At 45.6% G+C, this 16,799-nt stretch carries 24 protein-coding genes and 1 tRNA gene; all 25 read left to right on the top strand.

Translation table 11 applies throughout. The features are described 5' to 3' along the window. The first annotated feature begins 27 nt into the window (after positions 1–27). Positions 28–99, top strand: a tRNA-OTHER gene (locus MKX34_RS26840). A gap of 23 nt (positions 100–122) precedes the next feature. Continuing rightward, entirely contained in the window at positions 123–317 is a 195-nt protein-coding gene (locus MKX34_RS26835) for a hypothetical protein (protein WP_076275247.1), read from the top strand. A gap of 35 nt (positions 318–352) precedes the next feature. Continuing rightward, positions 353–523: a DUF3797 domain-containing protein gene (locus MKX34_RS26830; RefSeq protein ID WP_076297086.1), complete on the top strand. Its 171-nt coding sequence runs from the start codon at positions 353–355 to the stop codon at positions 521–523. Between the two features lie 93 nt (positions 524–616). Next, positions 617–826: a hypothetical protein gene (locus MKX34_RS26825; RefSeq protein WP_076274351.1), complete on the top strand. Its 210-nt coding sequence runs from the start codon at positions 617–619 to the stop codon at positions 824–826. An 82-nt stretch (positions 827–908) separates the two neighbouring features. Next, entirely contained in the window at positions 909–1,115 is a 207-nt protein-coding gene (locus MKX34_RS26820) for a hypothetical protein (RefSeq protein WP_076274352.1), read from the top strand. A 97-nt stretch (positions 1,116–1,212) separates the two neighbouring features. Continuing rightward, on the top strand, positions 1,213–1,461 hold the full coding sequence (locus MKX34_RS26815) for a hypothetical protein (RefSeq protein WP_076297087.1): 249 nt from the start codon (positions 1,213–1,215) through the stop codon (positions 1,459–1,461). Positions 1,462–1,485: 24 nt separating this feature from the next. Continuing rightward, the gene (locus tag MKX34_RS26810; RefSeq protein WP_076297088.1) at positions 1,486–2,247 is read left to right on the top strand and encodes a hypothetical protein; all 762 of its coding nucleotides are present in this window, start codon (positions 1,486–1,488) and stop codon (positions 2,245–2,247) included. 260 nt (positions 2,248–2,507) lie between these two features. Continuing rightward, a complete protein-coding gene (locus MKX34_RS26805) occupies positions 2,508–2,993 on the top strand; it encodes a hypothetical protein (protein WP_076297089.1) in 486 nt (161 codons plus the stop codon). Beyond that, on the top strand, positions 2,990–4,849 hold the full coding sequence (locus tag MKX34_RS26800; protein ID WP_076297090.1) for a phage terminase large subunit family protein: 1,860 nt from the start codon (positions 2,990–2,992) through the stop codon (positions 4,847–4,849). Before MKX34_RS26805 ends, MKX34_RS26800 begins: the two co-directional genes overlap by 4 nt. A gap of 28 nt (positions 4,850–4,877) precedes the next feature. Next, positions 4,878–5,108: a DUF6148 family protein gene (locus MKX34_RS26795; RefSeq protein WP_076274358.1), complete on the top strand. Its 231-nt coding sequence runs from the start codon at positions 4,878–4,880 to the stop codon at positions 5,106–5,108. After that, positions 5,105–6,793: a phage portal protein gene (locus MKX34_RS26790; protein WP_076297091.1), complete on the top strand. Its 1,689-nt coding sequence runs from the start codon at positions 5,105–5,107 to the stop codon at positions 6,791–6,793. Before MKX34_RS26795 ends, MKX34_RS26790 begins: the two co-directional genes overlap by 4 nt. A 5-nt stretch (positions 6,794–6,798) precedes the next feature. Further along, entirely contained in the window at positions 6,799–7,902 is a 1,104-nt protein-coding gene (locus MKX34_RS26785) for a head maturation protease, ClpP-related (protein WP_076297092.1), read from the top strand. Beyond that, on the top strand, positions 7,902–8,294 hold the full coding sequence (locus MKX34_RS26780; protein WP_076297093.1) for a head decoration protein: 393 nt from the start codon (positions 7,902–7,904) through the stop codon (positions 8,292–8,294). The genes MKX34_RS26785 and MKX34_RS26780 overlap by 1 nt, the downstream gene beginning before the upstream one ends. Before the next feature lie 16 nt (positions 8,295–8,310). After that, entirely contained in the window at positions 8,311–9,351 is a 1,041-nt protein-coding gene (locus MKX34_RS26775; RefSeq protein ID WP_076297094.1) for a major capsid protein, read from the top strand. 21 nt (positions 9,352–9,372) lie between these two features. Continuing rightward, positions 9,373–9,564, top strand: coding sequence for a hypothetical protein (locus MKX34_RS26770; RefSeq protein ID WP_076297095.1), 192 nt, complete (start codon positions 9,373–9,375; stop codon positions 9,562–9,564). A gap of 12 nt (positions 9,565–9,576) precedes the next feature. Beyond that, positions 9,577–9,891, top strand: coding sequence for a hypothetical protein (locus MKX34_RS26765; RefSeq protein ID WP_076297096.1), 315 nt, complete (start codon positions 9,577–9,579; stop codon positions 9,889–9,891). Next, positions 9,888–10,472, top strand: a complete 585-nt coding sequence (locus MKX34_RS26760) for a phage tail protein (protein WP_076274365.1) — start codon at positions 9,888–9,890, stop codon at positions 10,470–10,472. The genes MKX34_RS26765 and MKX34_RS26760 overlap by 4 nt, the downstream gene beginning before the upstream one ends. 65 nt (positions 10,473–10,537) lie before the next feature. Beyond that, the gene (locus MKX34_RS26755) at positions 10,538–10,918 is read left to right on the top strand and encodes a hypothetical protein (protein ID WP_339203824.1); all 381 of its coding nucleotides are present in this window, start codon (positions 10,538–10,540) and stop codon (positions 10,916–10,918) included. Next, complete coding sequence (locus MKX34_RS26750) at positions 10,915–11,241, top strand: hypothetical protein (protein ID WP_081383993.1); 327 nt, start codon at positions 10,915–10,917, stop codon at positions 11,239–11,241. Before MKX34_RS26755 ends, MKX34_RS26750 begins: the two co-directional genes overlap by 4 nt. Then, the gene (locus tag MKX34_RS26745; RefSeq protein WP_076297097.1) at positions 11,241–12,698 is read left to right on the top strand and encodes a phage tail protein; all 1,458 of its coding nucleotides are present in this window, start codon (positions 11,241–11,243) and stop codon (positions 12,696–12,698) included. Before MKX34_RS26750 ends, MKX34_RS26745 begins: the two co-directional genes overlap by 1 nt. 18 nt (positions 12,699–12,716) lie before the next feature. Then, a complete protein-coding gene (locus tag MKX34_RS26740; RefSeq protein ID WP_076274368.1) occupies positions 12,717–13,235 on the top strand; it encodes a phage major tail tube protein in 519 nt (172 codons plus the stop codon). Positions 13,236–13,246: 11 nt separating this feature from the next. Continuing rightward, positions 13,247–13,561: a phage tail assembly protein gene (locus tag MKX34_RS26735; protein WP_076274369.1), complete on the top strand. Its 315-nt coding sequence runs from the start codon at positions 13,247–13,249 to the stop codon at positions 13,559–13,561. 2 nt (positions 13,562–13,563) lie between these two features. Beyond that, the gene (locus tag MKX34_RS26730) at positions 13,564–13,755 is read left to right on the top strand and encodes a hypothetical protein (protein WP_076274370.1); all 192 of its coding nucleotides are present in this window, start codon (positions 13,564–13,566) and stop codon (positions 13,753–13,755) included. A 3-nt stretch (positions 13,756–13,758) separates the two neighbouring features. Continuing rightward, positions 13,759–16,599, top strand: a complete 2,841-nt coding sequence (locus tag MKX34_RS26725) for a phage tail tape measure protein (RefSeq protein WP_076297098.1) — start codon at positions 13,759–13,761, stop codon at positions 16,597–16,599. Next, positions 16,596–16,799 carry a tail protein X gene (locus MKX34_RS26720; protein WP_076297099.1) on the top strand — a complete coding sequence of 68 codons (204 nt, stop codon included), beginning with the start codon at positions 16,596–16,598 and terminating at the stop codon, positions 16,797–16,799. The genes MKX34_RS26725 and MKX34_RS26720 overlap by 4 nt, the downstream gene beginning before the upstream one ends.

Genomic DNA, 16,799 nt, shown 5'->3' with positions numbered 1-16,799 from the left:
GACTTCGTGCGGTCTGTCAGGGGCTATGTGGGGTTGGTGTAACGGTAGCACCTCGGCTGGGAACGGCCGATAGTGGAGGTTCGAATCCTCTTCTCCGCTTAAAAATATTGGAGGGATGTACATTGGAACAACCGTTGTTAGAAAAATATGAGTGTCTGTCAGAAGAGTGTGGCGGTCAATTCTTAGTTAATATGGAAAAGTCGAAGGGAAAGAACCTTGCTTGTCCGTTTTGTGGAGGAACCGCTGAAGCAACGGCTAGCGAAAATCCAGAAGCTGAGGAACGTGGCTTAGTGTATGGCTGTCTGTTTCCTCGCTAGATTACCAAGCGTTAGCCAACTTGGAGGGAATGATTATGAATTTCACAGAAGCGATTAGACTTTCGAAGAAGTATGCTGAGTGCCCAAAGTGCGGGAATGGAAATATTGGAGCAGGTGAAGGAACAGTCGATATTGACGAGAACTCATTTGAACGCACCTGCAAGTGCGGCTGGAGCATAACGGTGAAGGACAAACAGAATTCATAACGTTTTACAACTTCATGAGAAATAGGAGAATGCTAGTATCTCTTTTACGGTGTAGAATAGTCTCATATTACATCGAAGGAGCGAATACACATCATGAAAAATGACCCTTTTCTTCAAAAAAAGCTGAGTTGGCTAAAAAGACAGAAGGAGATCCCTGTGATACCTCTTTCAGGTTCTGGCGTTGTCTCCATACAAGGTAGGGATATTCTTTATTTGCAGTATGAGGACAATGGTGCTCTGATGGCTGTGACCGAAGTAGAGGACTTTTACTTAATCCCAGCGCATCAATACGAGAAAAAATAGTCTTAAGGAAAGTTTTCCTTACCCGGGGTCGCTGAAAAGTGGCTCTTTTTTGTGCTCAAACCAAATTGAGAGGATGTTTATCATGCCAAATCCACAAATCGAGAACAATTTTAAGTACCATGCTCCTAAACTAGGACAGCCTGAAATCTATGAGGAAATCCGCAACAAGGCGAAAGAGTTGGCTGAATTGATTGATGAGAAAGTACCGAACAGCCGCGAGAAGGCTTCAGCTCTGACCAAAGTAGAAGAATCTGTCTTTTGGGCAAACGCTGGGATTGCGCGTAATTAGGCAAGAGCACCGTTTGGGGATGAACACCCCGGTAATTAAATAAGCAACACATAAAGCCATCCATAACCTGGGTGGCTTTTTCTATACCCAGAAAGGAGTGAACGATCTGGATAAACGTATTAACATTCTATTACAGCTGATCTTTATAGCGGCTATAACATTAACCATCTGGAATGGTATAGAAGGAGTAAGACTGAACGAGCGATATGAGCGGTCTATCCAACGTCATGAGCAGAGCACTAAGCAATATGAGCAAAGCGTAAAAGAATACAATGATTATCTGCAGAGTACCAAGGCACGCATTGAAGAGAGAATCAGAGAGATAGAACAGGCTAAAGTTAATTAAACATTGAGAGGATCGGTGAACAAGATGATTAGAGTAGAATATCGCAATCGTGTTGGTGACGCGGATATCGAAAGGATCATAGAAGTGGGTGACATCAGTCAACTGACAGTGCAAGAACGCGCTGTAGTCATAGGGTTGCCCGTGCGGATAAGCGAATCAGTGTGTGAGGATTGCTGCGCCGAACGTGAAGAAGTTGACAACAGTACAACAGAAGAAAGGATGAACGATATGCAATTCGATCAAGTAGGAGCAATCATGTTCTATGATAAGGACAACGCGCTGGTAGGGAGTGTGGGAGTTGAGTCTGGCACGTACACTGAGGAACAGATTGAGTCTATCGCACAAGGGGCTCTAATGGATGTCTTCTCCTCTGAGGAGGTTAAACGTATCGCCTACTTCACTGTAGAGACTCATCACCTTATACCCTATAAAGGTGAGTGCACAGAGCCCGAAGGGCAGGGAGACTCAACAACAATATCTATACATCCAACAGAAGAGAAGGTAGAGGGGATCTCTGAGAGGCGTATTGAATTACTCCTACAACAAGGTGGATCTATAGAGGGGGTAGTTGATAGAGCCTCTGCATCCCATGTACAGAACCTTGTAGAGCATGGACTGTTTGAGAAGGACTTCTATATTAAGCATAAGCTCGAAGCCTTGCGTATCCTTCACGGGGGAGAGAGCTTTAAAGTTCAACAATCCCTTATTGTTAAATCATTAATGAGTGATCTCGGCATTGATAACGAGGAATGCGGCGTAAATACGTCAGAATTTGATTTAAAATAACTTTTTTTAGCTTTTGGGTCCCTCTGAAAAATAAAAAAATAATGCGGGTGCGCGTGAGCCCGAAAACCGTTCAGATTTTATTTTTGGTTTTCGCTTTCCCTTTACCTTATCTTTACGCCTTCTGAGGGCTTCTCTGAGGGGTTATTTAGCGTTGCTTGGAGAATAATCCCTTCTAATAATGAGGCGCTATAACATGGCTTAAATTCGCTCTGAGAACATAGTTGAAATCATGAATCAAAAAGGAAAGTGGTGAACGACTTATGAGGAAAGGAGAAAACAAAACGGAGGGCATCGTCGGCACAAGTGAATTAGCTGCTGTTGTGGGGAAAACGAAACAATGGATTGGTCAATTGACACGTGACGGGGTGCTTGCTCAGGTAGCACGGGGGAAATACAACCTAGCTGAATCAGTGCAGGCTTATATTCGGCATGTGACCGGAACAGCGGAAGTAGGAAAGATCAGTTACAACGATGAGAAGGCACAGCATGAACAAATAAAGAAGGAAATTGCGATTCTGGAGTTGGAGGAGAAGAGAAACAACCTGCACACAACGGGGGATGTGCTGGATGCATGGGGCGAATTGGTTGTGAATTTTCGGGAGAGGTTGCAGGGTCTGCCTCCGAGGATGGCAACCGAACTGTCACACATGACTGATGAAAAGGAAATCCGTTTATTAATGGAATCCAAGATCAACGATGCTCTAACTGAGCTCGCTAAATATGACCCGTTTGCTGAGAGAGAATGAACGCACAGCGAAAACAGACCTTTACTCTCTTGCGTCAGGCAATCCAACTCGTCAAACCTCCGGAACCGTTAAGTATTGCAGAATGGGCTGACCAACACCGTGTTCTTTCGCCGGAAGATTCCTCGGAGAAAGGACCATGGAGAACAAGTCGATCTCCCTTCCAGAAAGTGCCGATGGAAGCCATATCCGATCCCGAAGTAGAGTCTGTTGTCATGATGTGGGGTGCTCAGCTAGGTAAAACAGCCGTTCAATTGAACACAATTGGCTATTATACGGGGCATGATCCGGCTCCGATCATGGTAGTTCAGCCGGATTTAGTAGTCGCGAGGGACTTTTCCAAGGACCGACTTGCTCCAATGTACCGGGACTCGCCGCAATTGGCGAAGCTCATAACCAAAGATAAGAGCAGAGACACCAGTAATACCATACTATACAAGTCCTATCCAGGCGGCAGAGTCAACATAGCAGGAGCGAATTCTCCGGCTTCACTAGCTTCCAAACCTATTCGTGTTGTTATCGCGGATGAAATTGATCGTTTCCCAGTGTCCGCTGGTAAGGAAGGAGACCCTGTGTCACTGGCTACAGCCCGTACAGACACGTTCTATAACAAGAAGCTAGTGTTTGTATCCACTCCTACGCTTAAAGGCTCCTCAAGGATTGAGAAGCTGTATGAAGACAGCACGAAAGAAGAATGGTGTGTACCGTGTCCATCCTGCGAAACGTACCAGCCGTTCAAATGGGCTCAGATCAAGTTTGAGTACGATGAGGAGACTTCTAATTGCGTTGAAGTGAACATGGCCTGCAAGGACTGTGGAGCCCTGCACCCAGAGCATGAGTGGAAGCATGACTACGCCGAACGTGGTAAGTGGATCGCGGGTAAAAAGCACGCAACAACACGGGGTTTCCACTTGAATAGTTTGGCTGGGACAATAAATGTTACTTGGAAAAAGCTTGTTAATGATTGGATGAAGGCTCAGCGGGGTGGATCTCAGCTGCTAAAGACGTTCATTAATACCAAATTGGCTGAGACTTGGGAAGAAAAAGGACAGAAAGTAGAGCATGAAGTGCTCCTCAATCGCCGTGAAATGTATCAGGCGCGGGTGCCGGAAGGTGTCCGTTACCTCACTGCTGCGGTCGATACGCAGGATACACGCTTTGAAATAGACGTGATGGGCTGGGGAAAAGGTTACTCAAGCTGGCGAGTTCAACGTCATATCATAGTCGGTGATCTCAATCAGCAGCAGCCGTGGGACGAACTAGATGAATTTCTGTCGCGAACATGGAATGATGTCTGGGGCAGAACGTTCCGACCGGTTAGGATCCTCATCGACTCAGGTGGTCACCACACGCTAAAGGTGTACAAGTTCTGCAAGCCCCGGCAAGGTCGGAATATCTACGCTCTGAAAGGCGAAGAGAAGGGTGACGGTACGGAGACCCCACTACTTAACGGGATCAGCACAAACAATGTGGTTAAGGCTACTGTAATCCGCGTAGGCGTCTCTGAGGGAAAGGCTACAGTATTTGCCTCTCTTAAATTGGAGCCAGGGAAGCCAGGGTCATGTCGATTTCCGTTGCCACACCCGGACAACCCAGATGCTTTCGTATATGACGATGAGTATTTCATGCAACTAACAGCAGAACAATTGGTAACCCGGTACAAGGAAGGTCTGCCTTACACCGTTTGGGTGAAGACTCGAGCGCGGAACGAGGCGCTTGACCTTGCAGTGTACAACCGGGCTGCCATTGAAATGATAAACCCAAACTTTGACCTTCCATTGCCGGATCCGGTGAGTGCGCGGGCGGCACCGACAAAAACAAAAAAGCCAAAGAAAAAGAATGTAGCCAGCAGCATATAGACCAGACGAAGGAGGTGAGAAAGGGAAAATGCCTAGAATACCTTATGAGGAAGCTAAAGCCAAATATCAAATGTGGAATGAAGCTGAGGATGCTATAGCTACAGGGAGTTCCTACAGTATTGCTGACAGATCATTAACCCGTGCCGATATGGCTACCGTTCTTATGATGAAAAGAAAGTATGGACGTATTGTTGATGCTTATGAGAATGGTGGTAAACGCCGTTCTAGGACAGCGGGATACTACCCTGTTGACCGATGAATATCATCGATAAAACACTTAACCTAATTGCTCCTGGAATTGCCGCTAAGCGGGAACAAGCTCGAACTGAGGTTGTAAGGCAACAGGTGGTACGCAATGTCACCAGCCAATTAATCGGAGGCTCCGGAAGTAATGGGCGGGGTTACGGCAAGCATGGAGCCAGTACAACCAAGTCATCCATGCTTTTCTGGCAAACACCTGCAGGAGATGCAGACGTGGACATCCATCAGAACGTCCCTAAACTGCGGGAGCGGGCTCGGGACTTGCATATGGGTACTGATATCGTAGCAGCTGCACACAAAGGGTTACGGACAAATATCGTTGGAACCGGATTGCGCCTCAACCCTGCTTTTGATGCTAAATTCTTAGGTTTGGATGAGGTTAGGGCTGAGGAACTACGAAGTTCTATTCAACGCGAATGGGCATTATGGGCGGATACAACGAAATGTGACGCTGCTGGACTCAGTGATTTTTATCAATTACAGGCGTTAGCGTTCATATCAACCATGATGAGTGGTGATGTATTCGCACTTATGCCGAGTAAAAATCGCCCGTGGTCAGTATACGATCTCAAGGTGAATTTAATCGAAGCAGATAGATGCGCAACGCCGCCAGATAAAGTGATTACAGACAGGGATAGAGTTCAGTCTGGTGTTGAAATCGATGATGATGGAATGGTTGTAGCATATCATTTCAGCAATCGACATCCGGGAGCAGATGGATACAACTTGACCGGAGTGAATGAATGGGTGCGCGTCGAGAAATATGGCAAACGAACTGGACGGGTAAATGTCCTTCATTTGTTTGAAGCAGAACGTCCGGGGCAGCGCAGGGGTATTCCTGTTATTGCGCCAATCATTGAATCACTGAAGCAACTAAGTCAGTACACAAGTGCAGAGCTAGCGGCAGCTGTTATTACTTCTATGTACACAGTTTTTATCACAACCCCTGCAGATGACGAGGGCAGTACTCCATTTGATGGCGTTGGGATGGATGACGATGACTTAGATGGTGCAGGAAATGTGCCGGGTTCTACTGGTGACGAAATCAAACTTGGTCAAGGTGCTATCATGCGGACTGATCCGGGTGAGGATGTGAAATTCGCCGACCCGACTAGACCTAATCCAAACTACGAGGCGTTTGTTCGTGCCATGCTTAAGCAGATGGCAGCAGCGCTTGAGTTGCCTTATGAAATATTGACTAAACAATTCACCAGCTCATATTCAGCGAGTCGAGGCGCCCTTCTGGAAGCTTGGAAGATGTACCGCATGCGCCGTTCATGGCTATCAAAAACGTTTTGTCAGCCTATCTATGAAGAATGGTTTGTAGAGGCAGTTCTTAAAGGAAGAATTAGTGCACCCGGCATCTTTGATGATCCGGCTATTTTTGCTGCCTATACAAAAGCAGAATGGCACGGTCCTTCGCAGGGATTGCTTGATCCAACCAAGGAAGTTGACGCAGCTGTTAAACGGATGGAAAACAATCTTTCCACAGCAACGCGTGAAACTGCTGAGATTAACGGCGGCTCATGGGAGGACAACGTTCGGCAACGGGCGTACGAAAAGTCTCGCTTAAGAGAGCTAGGGTTAACTGAGTCTCCAGCGGGACCATCAACTCCTATAACGCCACCCGATCCTTCGAAAGAAGGTGATGAAGATAATGATGACGAGGAAGGAGGTGATTAAAAAGAATGGCAAAAAAAATCAAACTTAACGGAACAGTTGTAGGAGATAGAAATGCTCGCGTTTATGAATGGCTTGAGATTCCGCACATCAGCCCTTCCTCAGTAAGTAGGTTGCTCGAAGAAGCAAATGGCGAAGAGATTGAGATATACATTAGTTCAGGCGGGGGCGATGCTTGGGCTGGCAATGAAATCTTTACTTTAGTGAAGGAGTATAGCGGGTTTGTAACTTCAAAAATCCCTTCCATTGCCGGCAGTGCCGCATCTGTATTTGCAATGGCAGCTGACAAAGTCCTAATCTCACCAACTGGTCAAATTTTCATCCACAATTCAGCGACTTGGACAGATGGGAATAAAGAAGATCATCAGCAAACAATTCAAATGCTTGAAAGTGTTGATGAAGCAATGGTCAATGCTTATGTTCTCAAAACAGGGAAAACGCGCGAAGAATTGCGCAATTTAATGAAAAATGAAACGTTTTTTAACGCACAGCGTGCGGTTGAATTGGGGTTTGCAGACGAAATTATGTTTGCAACTGAAGAACTTAGCCCGACAGCAAATCTGTCAATGGGTGCAGAGTTACCACCGGATGTACTGGATAAAGTACGTAATAAATTGCTTTCCATGACACCAGTGAAGGATGGTTCAAACAGTCAAATTGAATCGTCTGTGGTGAAGGCGAAAGAGCCTAAGGCAGCAGATAAAACAAAGGAGGAACCAAAGACAATGGATATTAATGAATTAAAGGAAAAACACCCTGAGCTTTTTGCACAGGTAACTGGCGATGCACAGGCAACTGAGAGAATAAGGGTTGCTGCAATTACTGCCCTAGCAGAAAAGACACCTGGCTCTGCCGAACTTGTTAAAGCTGCGATTGCAAATGGTGAAACCGCTGGCGAACTTGCGATTAAGATTGTAGAAGCATCGCAATTGCGCATTAGCACTGCTGCTAAAGAACGCGAACTTGATGTTGAAGAGAGTGGAATTGATACAGTGGAATCATTAGAAGCTAAAACGCCTGATGCAACTAAGGAAGAGGATGCAGAGGCAGCAGTCACCAGTATGATTGCAATGGCACAAAAAATGAAACCCAAGAATGGAGGTCGTAGATAATGTCAGAGTATACTAGCCCATCGTTTGATGAATTGTTTGCAGGTGGAGTAAAGCCGGAGAGAATGACGGCGATCATTATTAAAGCTGGTTCCGGGATAGTAACACGGGGAACTGTATTGGGCGCTGTGTCTCAGCTGCCTGAAACGGATTTATACGCTGGAACACCTATCACAGCTCCAGTTGATTCTACTAAATCAGATGGCTCTGAAGCACCATATTGCATTCTGGCGGATAGCAGCATTGATGCAACCACAGTTGATGTACGAGCTGCTGCTTATCTAGATGGTGAATTCAATCGTGATGCTCTTAAGTTCGGCGGTACAGATAAAGTAGCCACACATGAAGTGGCTATGCGCAAGATCGGCATGATTACAAAACGAGTAGTTAAATAAGGGAGGATAAAAAAATATGCCATCATATCATGACATTTTAGAAATTCCAACACTAGTACGAGTTGTTGAAGCATTTCCTGAAGACTCGTACTATCTGACAACCACGTTCGCTAGCGAAGGCGAGACATTCACGACTGATGAAATTGAAATTCAAACAAAAAAAGGTCATCGTCCACTGGCGCCATATGTAAACGAGTTGCTGCCAGGGAAGGTAGTCCTTCGTACTGGGTTCACAGCCAAGACGTATACTCCTGCACTATTAAAACCGATGCGCGTCATCACTAGACACGACCTGAAGGTTAAACAAGCAGGAGAAACACTCTTGAATCCAAAGACTCCCGAACAACGTTATCAAGAGTTGATCGTAAAGGACCTGTCCGAGCTTACGGATACTATCGATAGACGTAAAGTGCAGCAACTATCTGAAATTATGTTTACAGGTAAGACCGAACAGATCGGTGAAGGCGTCAGCCAAGTGCTTGACTGGGGCTTTACGAATATTGAGGTGTTGTCTGGTACAGATTTGTTCTCCAACCCAGACACCAATGTCATTGAGTACCTTACCGACTGGGTGCAGGAAGTCATGGATAAGAGTGGCCGCACAATGCGCCGTGTACTTACCACCGCGAAGGTAGCTCGGACCATTGTAAACCACCCAACATTGACGAAGCTGATCGAAGCAAAGAAAGAAACTCTTGATGTAGGTGATCTGAATCAACAGATCTTACCTGAAGGTGTTATCTATCATGGATATCTGCGTCAGGCGAATCTTCAAATTTGGTCGTACACTAACTCCTATACGGATGAAGCTGGCGATGAGGTGAGTTATATCCCAGAAGGAACACTCGCCCTGTTACCGGATGGTCAGCCATTCGAATTTATGTATGGTGCGAACTTAGTTGCTGATAAGGATGGCGACTTCATGTTTGCCCAAGCTAAAATCTATCCGCAAGTACTGAGTGAAGTGGAACCGCCAAGCCGTAAACTGCAATTGCTTTCCCGTCCAATCTGTGTTCCTGTTAACGTTGATGGCTGGTATGTCGCAAAAGTTCTTTAATTCAAAGGAGGATATTTACTCATGGTATATATTGCTGAAATGAACATTCGTCACAATGGTAAGAAAATTGCGATCGGGGAACAAATTCCCAAGGACATGAAGAAAGAAGAAATTGAACGTTTGCTTTCTATGAAAGCAATTAAGGATCCGGAAACTGAGGCTAAAGCAATTAAAGAAGCGGCAGCAAAGAAAGCAGAAGCGGCTGGCGAGTAAGGGGTGTTTGTTGTGAACCTCCGTGATCAAATCAAAATTGATAATCAGCGAACATTTTTAAACACAAATGAATTCGCTGATGACTATATCATCAACGGAAAGCCAGTTAAGGTAGTTCTTAACGCAGCTACCGACAACAAGCACCCCCTGGCATATGCTGAGGGGGTTTCGCTTGTCAACGATACATTGCATGTGGATGTGCTGGAGCTAGGCTACACACCAAAGCAAGATGAATGGCTGAACATCAACGGCACCGAACATAAGGTAGTGCGAGTAGCGTCCGAAAAGGGAATGCTTGCAATTTATCTGGAGGCGAATGTCGGATGAAAGTAGAAGGCTTGAGCCTAGCAATCAAAGGCACAAAGGCTCTAAAGGATAAGATGCAACCAGCAGCCTCGCTCGCTCTTAACCGTGTTGGTAAAGGTGTTGTAACCGAAGCCTCACGCAAGGTAAAGGAGACTTATAACATCAAGTCAGCAGACGTTAAAAACGCTATGCGGCTGGTGTTATCGTCTCCTGATGCTGGAGAGGTTCTGATTAAGTCCAAGGGGCGAAATCTTCCAGTTACCCGTTTCAAAGTTACACCAAAAGCACCGACAGGTAAGCGGCAGAAGATGGTCAAGGTCGCAATTAAGCGCGGAGATGCTAAGAAGGTCGGCAATGCCTTTGTAGCGGTACGAAGAGGCGCTGTTGGGATTATGAAACGGCAGAAACCTACCGGGCAAAGTGGACGAGCGCGTGTAACGAATGCGAAAGGTTTTAAACCGGAGCTACCGATCGAAGAACTTCACGGACCAGCTATCCAACGAATGCTTAACGAACCACAAGTTGTAGAACATATCCAAAATGAAGCGCAAGACCGAATGGAGAAACGTTTAATCCATGAGATCAACCGCATTTTGAAGTGAGGTGATAGGTCATTTCTACTCCTATATTACTTATCCAAGCGATAAAAGGGTTTATCGAGAATGTGGTGAAAGACGGAGTAATTGATGTGCCTGCTGTTCACTTGGGCTTTTTGCCTCGGAAGAACAGAGATAATGCCGATGCTCCAGAATTTCCTTACATCATAGTCCGCCCTGCAATCGGCATTGATAACGATGATTGTAAAGTCACTGTGCATTTGTTGTTTGGGAGCATGGCTGATGATGATCAGGGGTTCCTTGACATGTTCAATCAAATGGAACGAGTACGAATTGCATTGCTTAAGCAGGAAGTAATAGAACGGCGGTTTCGAATGGAGCTGCCTTACAAGTGGGAATTTCCGCCGGAACAACCGGAGCCATACACCATTGGGCTTGTAACAACCATATGGACATTGCCAGCGGTACAAAAAGAGGAGGGGTTACTTTGAGTGTTAAGAAGGAAAAAGAAGTACCGGATTTTGAAATTCCTGATGTTTTGTCTAAAGAAGAATTGCCGCAGGAGTCCGGAGGTGTCAAAGAAAGGATTGCTCCGTTAATTTACTTGGGACCAAACCTGCCGGGTGGGTTGTTATCCGGCAACACCGTTTTTAAAGGTGGAAAACCTGCACACATTGAGGAGTTAATCACTGCACAGCCAGAACTCGCTAATCTCATTGTCCCAGTGGATAACATTAATGAAACGTTGGCTCGCATTAACAGAGCAGGAACTGCGGAATACCAAGCCTATAAGGCTTTGAAGGAGGATAAGTAATGGCGTTTAATCATGGTGTTACCACTTCGGAGAGAGCAACGTCAGTACTCTCCACAGCCAGCGTAAGCGCTGGTATACCGATCGTGTTCGGCACGTCTCCTGTTAATCAGTCTGGACTTACTAAAGCCCCTGTAAATACCCCAGTGCTTGTTAACTCCTATGCAGAGGCTGTAAACGCCTTTGGATATAGTGACGACTGGGGATCGTACTCCATCTGTGAATTTATTAACGCATATTTCCAACTGAACGCTCTAAAACCTGCGATCCTAGTCAACGTCCTTGATCCGTCAGTACACAAGACCGTTGTTGCGGCTGCATCTAAAAACGTAGTCGAAAAATCTGTCATTATTGCAGATTCTGGAGTCATACATGATGCTACTTTGACTGTTAAATCATCGGATGGAGCTACGCCTTATGCTAAAGGCACGGATTACTCTGTAGCTTTTGATGGTGATGGTAATACGGTTATCTCCATTAAGTCAGGAGGTGATATTCCGAGTGGCGTTTCAACTTTGAGTGTAGCTTACACAAAGCTTAATCCGTCCGTTATTGATGCTGACGATATTATCGGTGGCTTAGACGCTGGTACAGGATTGGCAACGGGGCTAGAGCTTGTCAATCAGGTATTCCCACGATACGGATTGGTTTCGGGGTTGATCCTAGCACCTGGCTACTCCCATAACCCTACGGTCGCTGCTGTGATGGTCGCTAAAGCTGGTAACATCAACAGCACATTTACGGCATTCGCATTGACCGATATGCCTACAGACACTTTAAAGCAATACACCGATGTACCTGCTTGGAAAAATATAAACGGGTATACATCAGCATCGCAAGCACCGCTCTGGCCTAAGGTTTCCAAAGGCGGAAAACAATACTACATGTCTACGCACATCGCTTGTGCAATAGGGGTTGCTGATGCTTCAAATGAGGGTGTTCCTGTAGCTTCCCCATCCAACAAATCTCTTGTCATTGATGCGGCAGTCCTTGCTGATGGCACTGAGGTTCTCCTTGGTCCGGATCAGGCTAATTTCCTGAATAGTCAAGGAATTATGACTGTTTTGAACTTTGTCGGAGGATTTAAAGTGTGGGGTAACTATACAGGAGCTTATCCGGCATCTACGGATCCTAAAGATGTATTTATATCCATCCGTAGAATGTTTATTTGGGCAAAAAACAGCATCATCTTGACGTATTGGAGCCAAGTGGATAACCCAGCTACCCCACGACTGATTGAGACGATTACTGACAGCATTAACATTTGGCTTAACGGTTTAACTGCGAGCGGATATCTACTTGGTGGACGCGTGGAGTTCAATGCCGCAGACAATCCTGTCACCGATTTAATGGCGGGTAAATTTAATTTCCAGATTTATATCACACCACCGGGACCAGCTCAGGAGTTGGCGTTTACGTTTGAATATGACGCTGCATATCTTGAGACGTTATTCGGTTAAGGGGAGGGGAAATAACTTATGGCAGTAATACCTGAAAGACTAACGGGTTATAGTGTGTTTCGTAATGGATCTGAGAGAGTGGGTACATCGGATGTAGAGCTTCCAAGCTTGGAGGCTCTAACCGATACAGTTAGCGGAGCTGGGATTGCGGGGGAGGTGGATTCTCCAACAATTGGGCACTTCGGCAGTATGCGGACAACTCTCAACTTTCGGACGCTTGACATTCCGATGTTTAAACTTTCTGGACCCAAATCACAAGCCCTTGACTTCCGAGGCGCTCAACAGGTTTACGACTCCTCGGCAAGCGAGTACAAGAGCATTCCTGTCCGGGTTAGCGTTCGAGGTATCCCCGTGAATACAACGTTGGGAACTTTTGAAAATAATGCTGCGACTGGTAGTTCTATTGAACTGGAATGCACATACCTGATGGTAATGGTAGACGGCGTTAAAGTAATCGAGATCGACAAATATAACTACATCTGCTTTATCGATGGCGTGGATCACCTAGCTGTCGTTAAACAGCAGTTGGGACTGTGAGGGATATGAAAATGAGTGAAAAGAATATTGCAGTAGAGGCTGACGAGCGTGTGTTTACGCTGAGTCGGCCTTTTGTTTTTGAAGAGAAAGAATACACGTCGTTGATGCTGGATTTTGATGCATTACTCGGAGAAGACCTGATCCGTATCAATACACATTTTGATGCAGCACAAAAAAGCCCAGTGTTTGTAAAAGCATTATCCTTGCAGTATCAACTCAATATTGCAGCAGCAGCCGCAGGTGTGCCTGTAGAGTTTTTTAACAAGATGAACGGTAAGGATGTCTCCAAAGTGGGGCTGCTGGCACAGAATTTTTTGCTCATTTAGGATTGGCAGACAAAGAGGGGGCGCGAAAGCTGAAAAAGCTTGCAGCGTCCCTTTCTTCTGCTTATTTTTCGCCAATCCCATATTGGCTAGGTATGCCTGTTAGCGAGATGTATGACTGGGTTGATACCGCCAACGAAATGAACAAAGAACGAGAGCATAACCGGAAGCAACAGCAACGGGGAAAGAAGAGGTGATCTATGGCCGGAAAAGAGTATAAAATTGCGTTTGACCTTCAGGCAAAACTTGACTCCTCTTACAACGCTGGTATGCGTAAAGTGCTTGATAATCTCAACGATTTGCAAACTACAGCCCGTGCCATAGAAGCAATTCGAATCTCAGGGGATATGGTTCGACCGCTGCGTGAAGGTTTACAGGCAGCAGAACGAGAGTTTGATCAATTACGCCGAACACCGCGTATTGATGGAATATTCACTGAGACGGTTAAGGAGCTCAAAGAGGCTGTAAAGGAGTCAGCACAGTTAAGCCGCAACCTGCAGGAGATCGCACGTATCCGTATGCCGTCCAATATGTTTGGTAATGACCTACAACGGTACACCCGAGATATGCAAGATCTCGAACGCCGTATGCGGGAGATAAACGATATTCACGGTCCGTCTCCTGGTGAGGGTGGCGGTGGAGGCGGCGAAGGCTCAGACGGAGACAGTTCCGGTATGTGGGCACTTGGTGGCGCTGTTTTGGCTGGAGGTGCTATTGCGGGAGTTGCTGCTGGAGCAGGATTGGCTGCTCATGCTGTATTTTCGTTTTCGGAAGAGTATCAGGTAGCCATGAACCAGATTCAAGCGAGTACCGGCGCTTCTGAACAACAGATGAGTGGTTTTAGTGAAATAGCTACTAATATCTACAATCAGAATTTGGGCGAGAGTTTTTATGATATCGCGCAGAATATGAGCATAGTGCGTCAGGTTACCCAACAATCAGGAAAAGCGCTTGAAGATGCTACAAAAAACGCAATTATGTACAGCGATGTTTTCGGAGAAGATGTAACTGAATCGGTGAAAGCAACTGATACTATGGTGAAAAACTTCGGGATTACATCGACTGAAGCGTATAACTTATTAGCGCAAGGTGCTCAAAAAGGGCTTAACAAATCAGGAGAATTACTTGACAGCGCGAATGAATATAGTCCGTACTTTGCGAAACTAGGTTTTTCTGCTAATCAGATGTTTGATACATTTAGCGCCGGATTAGCGGCAGGTGCTTTTAATCTTGATAAAGTCGGGGATGGAATCAAAGAATTCGGTATTAGGACAAAAGACCAATCAAAGTCAACCTATGAAGCATACAAAGCGATCGGATTAAGTGGCGCTCAAATGACTACTCAGTTTGCGGCTGGCGGAGAAACAGCTCAGAAAGCATTTCTGACAACAGCTAAAGCTATAAATGCTATTAAAGATCCAGTTGTTGCAAATGCAGTTTCCGTTCAATTATTCGGAACTCAGGCTGAGGATCTTGAAGCGCGTGTTGTGAAGGCGATGACTTCAGCTAAAAGTCAGTTCGATATGACTAAAAACACTATGGAAGATATCAGTAACGTTAAGTATGACACCATCGGCAAGGCTTTAGGAGGAATAGGTCGGACGTTGCAAACCAGCCTGATCCTACCCATTTCCAAAAAACTCCTCCCTTTCTTTCAAGGATTAGCGGACAAGATGGTAGACTGGGTTCCTGCGGTTATGGCTTCGTTTGATACAGTGGGTGGGGCAATATCAAAGACATTCGGATTCATTCGGAATCTTTTTGCGCAGGGTTCATCTGGAGGAGGCATCCTTACTAGTCTAGGGTTGGACAGCAGTTCATCTCAGATGATCATGAGTACGATCAATAACATTTACGACAGCGTTAGCGGTGTGCTTAGTAACGTAAAGAAACTGTTCACGGGTGAAATCAATATCGCTGAAATGTTTGGGTTCAAGAAAAAAGACATGAAAGGCATCACGTCAGGGTTCAAGGATATTATTGGTGGACTCATGGATTATTGGGCTGATTTTGGCAAGGGATTGATAGGACTATGGCCGAGCATCAAGGGCATCTTCGTCTCACTTGGAAATATAGTTAAATCAGTTGCACCTGTAGTCGGGTCGCTAGTGACAACTGCGGTGGCTGGATTCAGGGCGGTGTACAATGCAGTATTACCGATTGTGACGTATCTTGCAGGCAAGCTTTGGCCTATTATCCAGAACATATTTAATTATCTGAGTACACAAGTTTTTCCACAAGTTGCAGCTTTAATTGCTGCTTTGGTCCCAAAGATCATGAGTATAGCAACTAAGGCACAAGAAGCTTTTGGAGCGATTGGCGGCTGGATTAGTCAGATGTTCGAGGCTATTAAACCTACCCTTGACAACCTTTTTGCAACCTTCGAGTTTGTATGGGGAGCCATAAAAATTGTGGTGTCCAACGCTATTGATGCTATCGGCGGCGTGATCAGTGGTCTGCTAACAGCGTTAGGCGGGATAATAGATTTTGTAACTGGCGTTTTTTCTGGTGATTGGGGAAAAGCGTGGCAAGGGGTGAAGGATATTTTTTCGGGTATTTTTGAAGGGCTTGGAGCCATTCTTACCTTCCCGATTGATGTTGCAATCGATGCAATTAACGCCGCGATTCACGGTATCAATAAGATTAGTTTCGATTGGCCAGAGTGGGTTCCAAAGTTTGGCGGTGAACACTTTGGTTTGAACATACCGGACATTAATCATGTCGGAGGGTACGCAAAAGGCGGGTATGTTGACAGTCCGGAACTTGCATGGGTCGGTGAGGGAAGATCACCCGAGTGGATCATACCAGAGAATAACTCAGCACGTTCCCAAGGGTTGCTGCAAGCTGCAAACCGAAGTATGGGCGGCGGTAATACAAGCGATAATACAATTGGCGATTTTATTTACAATCCTATTTTTAATTTTAATGGTCCAGCTGACAAAGAAGCAGTACAACAGATGGAACAAAGGAATCGTCAGGAATTTGGCAAACAGTTTGCGGATTATAAACGTCAAGCATCGAGGGTGAGTTTATCGACATGACCTATACAACAATACAAGGCGATACCTGGGATGGTATCGCCTTTAAAGTTTATGAACAAGCGAATCTCATGAACCTGCTTATAAACGCCAATCCTGAACATGCTTCGACCGTATTGTTTTCTGGAAACATTAAGCTAAACATTCCAGAGAAGCCCGCTGAATCTTCTGACACGCTTCCACCATGGCGAAGGGAGGAATAG

The sequence above is a fragment of the Paenibacillus sp. FSL R5-0636 genome (assembly GCF_037974255.1).
In the GTDB taxonomy this organism is placed as follows: Bacteria; Bacillota; Bacilli; order Paenibacillales; family Paenibacillaceae; genus Paenibacillus_AQ; species Paenibacillus_AQ odorifer.
The sequence above is the reverse complement of the archived record's forward strand: the minus strand, read 5'-3'. Positions and strand labels throughout refer to the sequence as shown.

Excerpts from the sequence above, each read along its gene's own strand:
- MKX34_RS26735 (WP_076274369.1), top strand. The coding sequence starts at position 13,247 with ATGAGTGAAAAGAATATTGCAGTAGAGGCTGACGAGCGTGTGTTTACG.
- MKX34_RS26820 (WP_076274352.1), top strand. The coding sequence starts at position 909 with ATGCCAAATCCACAAATCGAGAACAATTTTAAGTACCATGCTCCTAAA.
- MKX34_RS26775 (WP_076297094.1), top strand. The coding sequence starts at position 8,311 with ATGCCATCATATCATGACATTTTAGAAATTCCAACACTAGTACGAGTT.
- MKX34_RS26805 (WP_076297089.1), top strand. The coding sequence starts at position 2,508 with ATGAGGAAAGGAGAAAACAAAACGGAGGGCATCGTCGGCACAAGTGAA.
- MKX34_RS26790 (WP_076297091.1), top strand. The coding sequence starts at position 5,105 with ATGAATATCATCGATAAAACACTTAACCTAATTGCTCCTGGAATTGCC.
- MKX34_RS26720 (WP_076297099.1), top strand. The coding sequence starts at position 16,596 with ATGACCTATACAACAATACAAGGCGATACCTGGGATGGTATCGCCTTT.
- MKX34_RS26780 (WP_076297093.1), top strand. The coding sequence starts at position 7,902 with ATGTCAGAGTATACTAGCCCATCGTTTGATGAATTGTTTGCAGGTGGA.
- MKX34_RS26825 (WP_076274351.1), top strand. The coding sequence starts at position 617 with ATGAAAAATGACCCTTTTCTTCAAAAAAAGCTGAGTTGGCTAAAAAGA.
- MKX34_RS26795 (WP_076274358.1), top strand. The coding sequence starts at position 4,878 with ATGCCTAGAATACCTTATGAGGAAGCTAAAGCCAAATATCAAATGTGG.
- MKX34_RS26810 (WP_076297088.1), top strand. The coding sequence starts at position 1,486 with ATGATTAGAGTAGAATATCGCAATCGTGTTGGTGACGCGGATATCGAA.
- MKX34_RS26760 (WP_076274365.1), top strand. The coding sequence starts at position 9,888 with ATGAAAGTAGAAGGCTTGAGCCTAGCAATCAAAGGCACAAAGGCTCTA.
- MKX34_RS26770 (WP_076297095.1), top strand. The coding sequence starts at position 9,373 with ATGGTATATATTGCTGAAATGAACATTCGTCACAATGGTAAGAAAATT.
- MKX34_RS26800 (WP_076297090.1), top strand. The coding sequence starts at position 2,990 with ATGAACGCACAGCGAAAACAGACCTTTACTCTCTTGCGTCAGGCAATC.
- MKX34_RS26785 (WP_076297092.1), top strand. The coding sequence starts at position 6,799 with ATGGCAAAAAAAATCAAACTTAACGGAACAGTTGTAGGAGATAGAAAT.
- MKX34_RS26740 (WP_076274368.1), top strand. The coding sequence starts at position 12,717 with ATGGCAGTAATACCTGAAAGACTAACGGGTTATAGTGTGTTTCGTAAT.
- MKX34_RS26830 (WP_076297086.1), top strand. The coding sequence starts at position 353 with ATGAATTTCACAGAAGCGATTAGACTTTCGAAGAAGTATGCTGAGTGC.
- MKX34_RS26745 (WP_076297097.1), top strand. The coding sequence starts at position 11,241 with ATGGCGTTTAATCATGGTGTTACCACTTCGGAGAGAGCAACGTCAGTA.
- MKX34_RS26725 (WP_076297098.1), top strand. The coding sequence starts at position 13,759 with ATGGCCGGAAAAGAGTATAAAATTGCGTTTGACCTTCAGGCAAAACTT.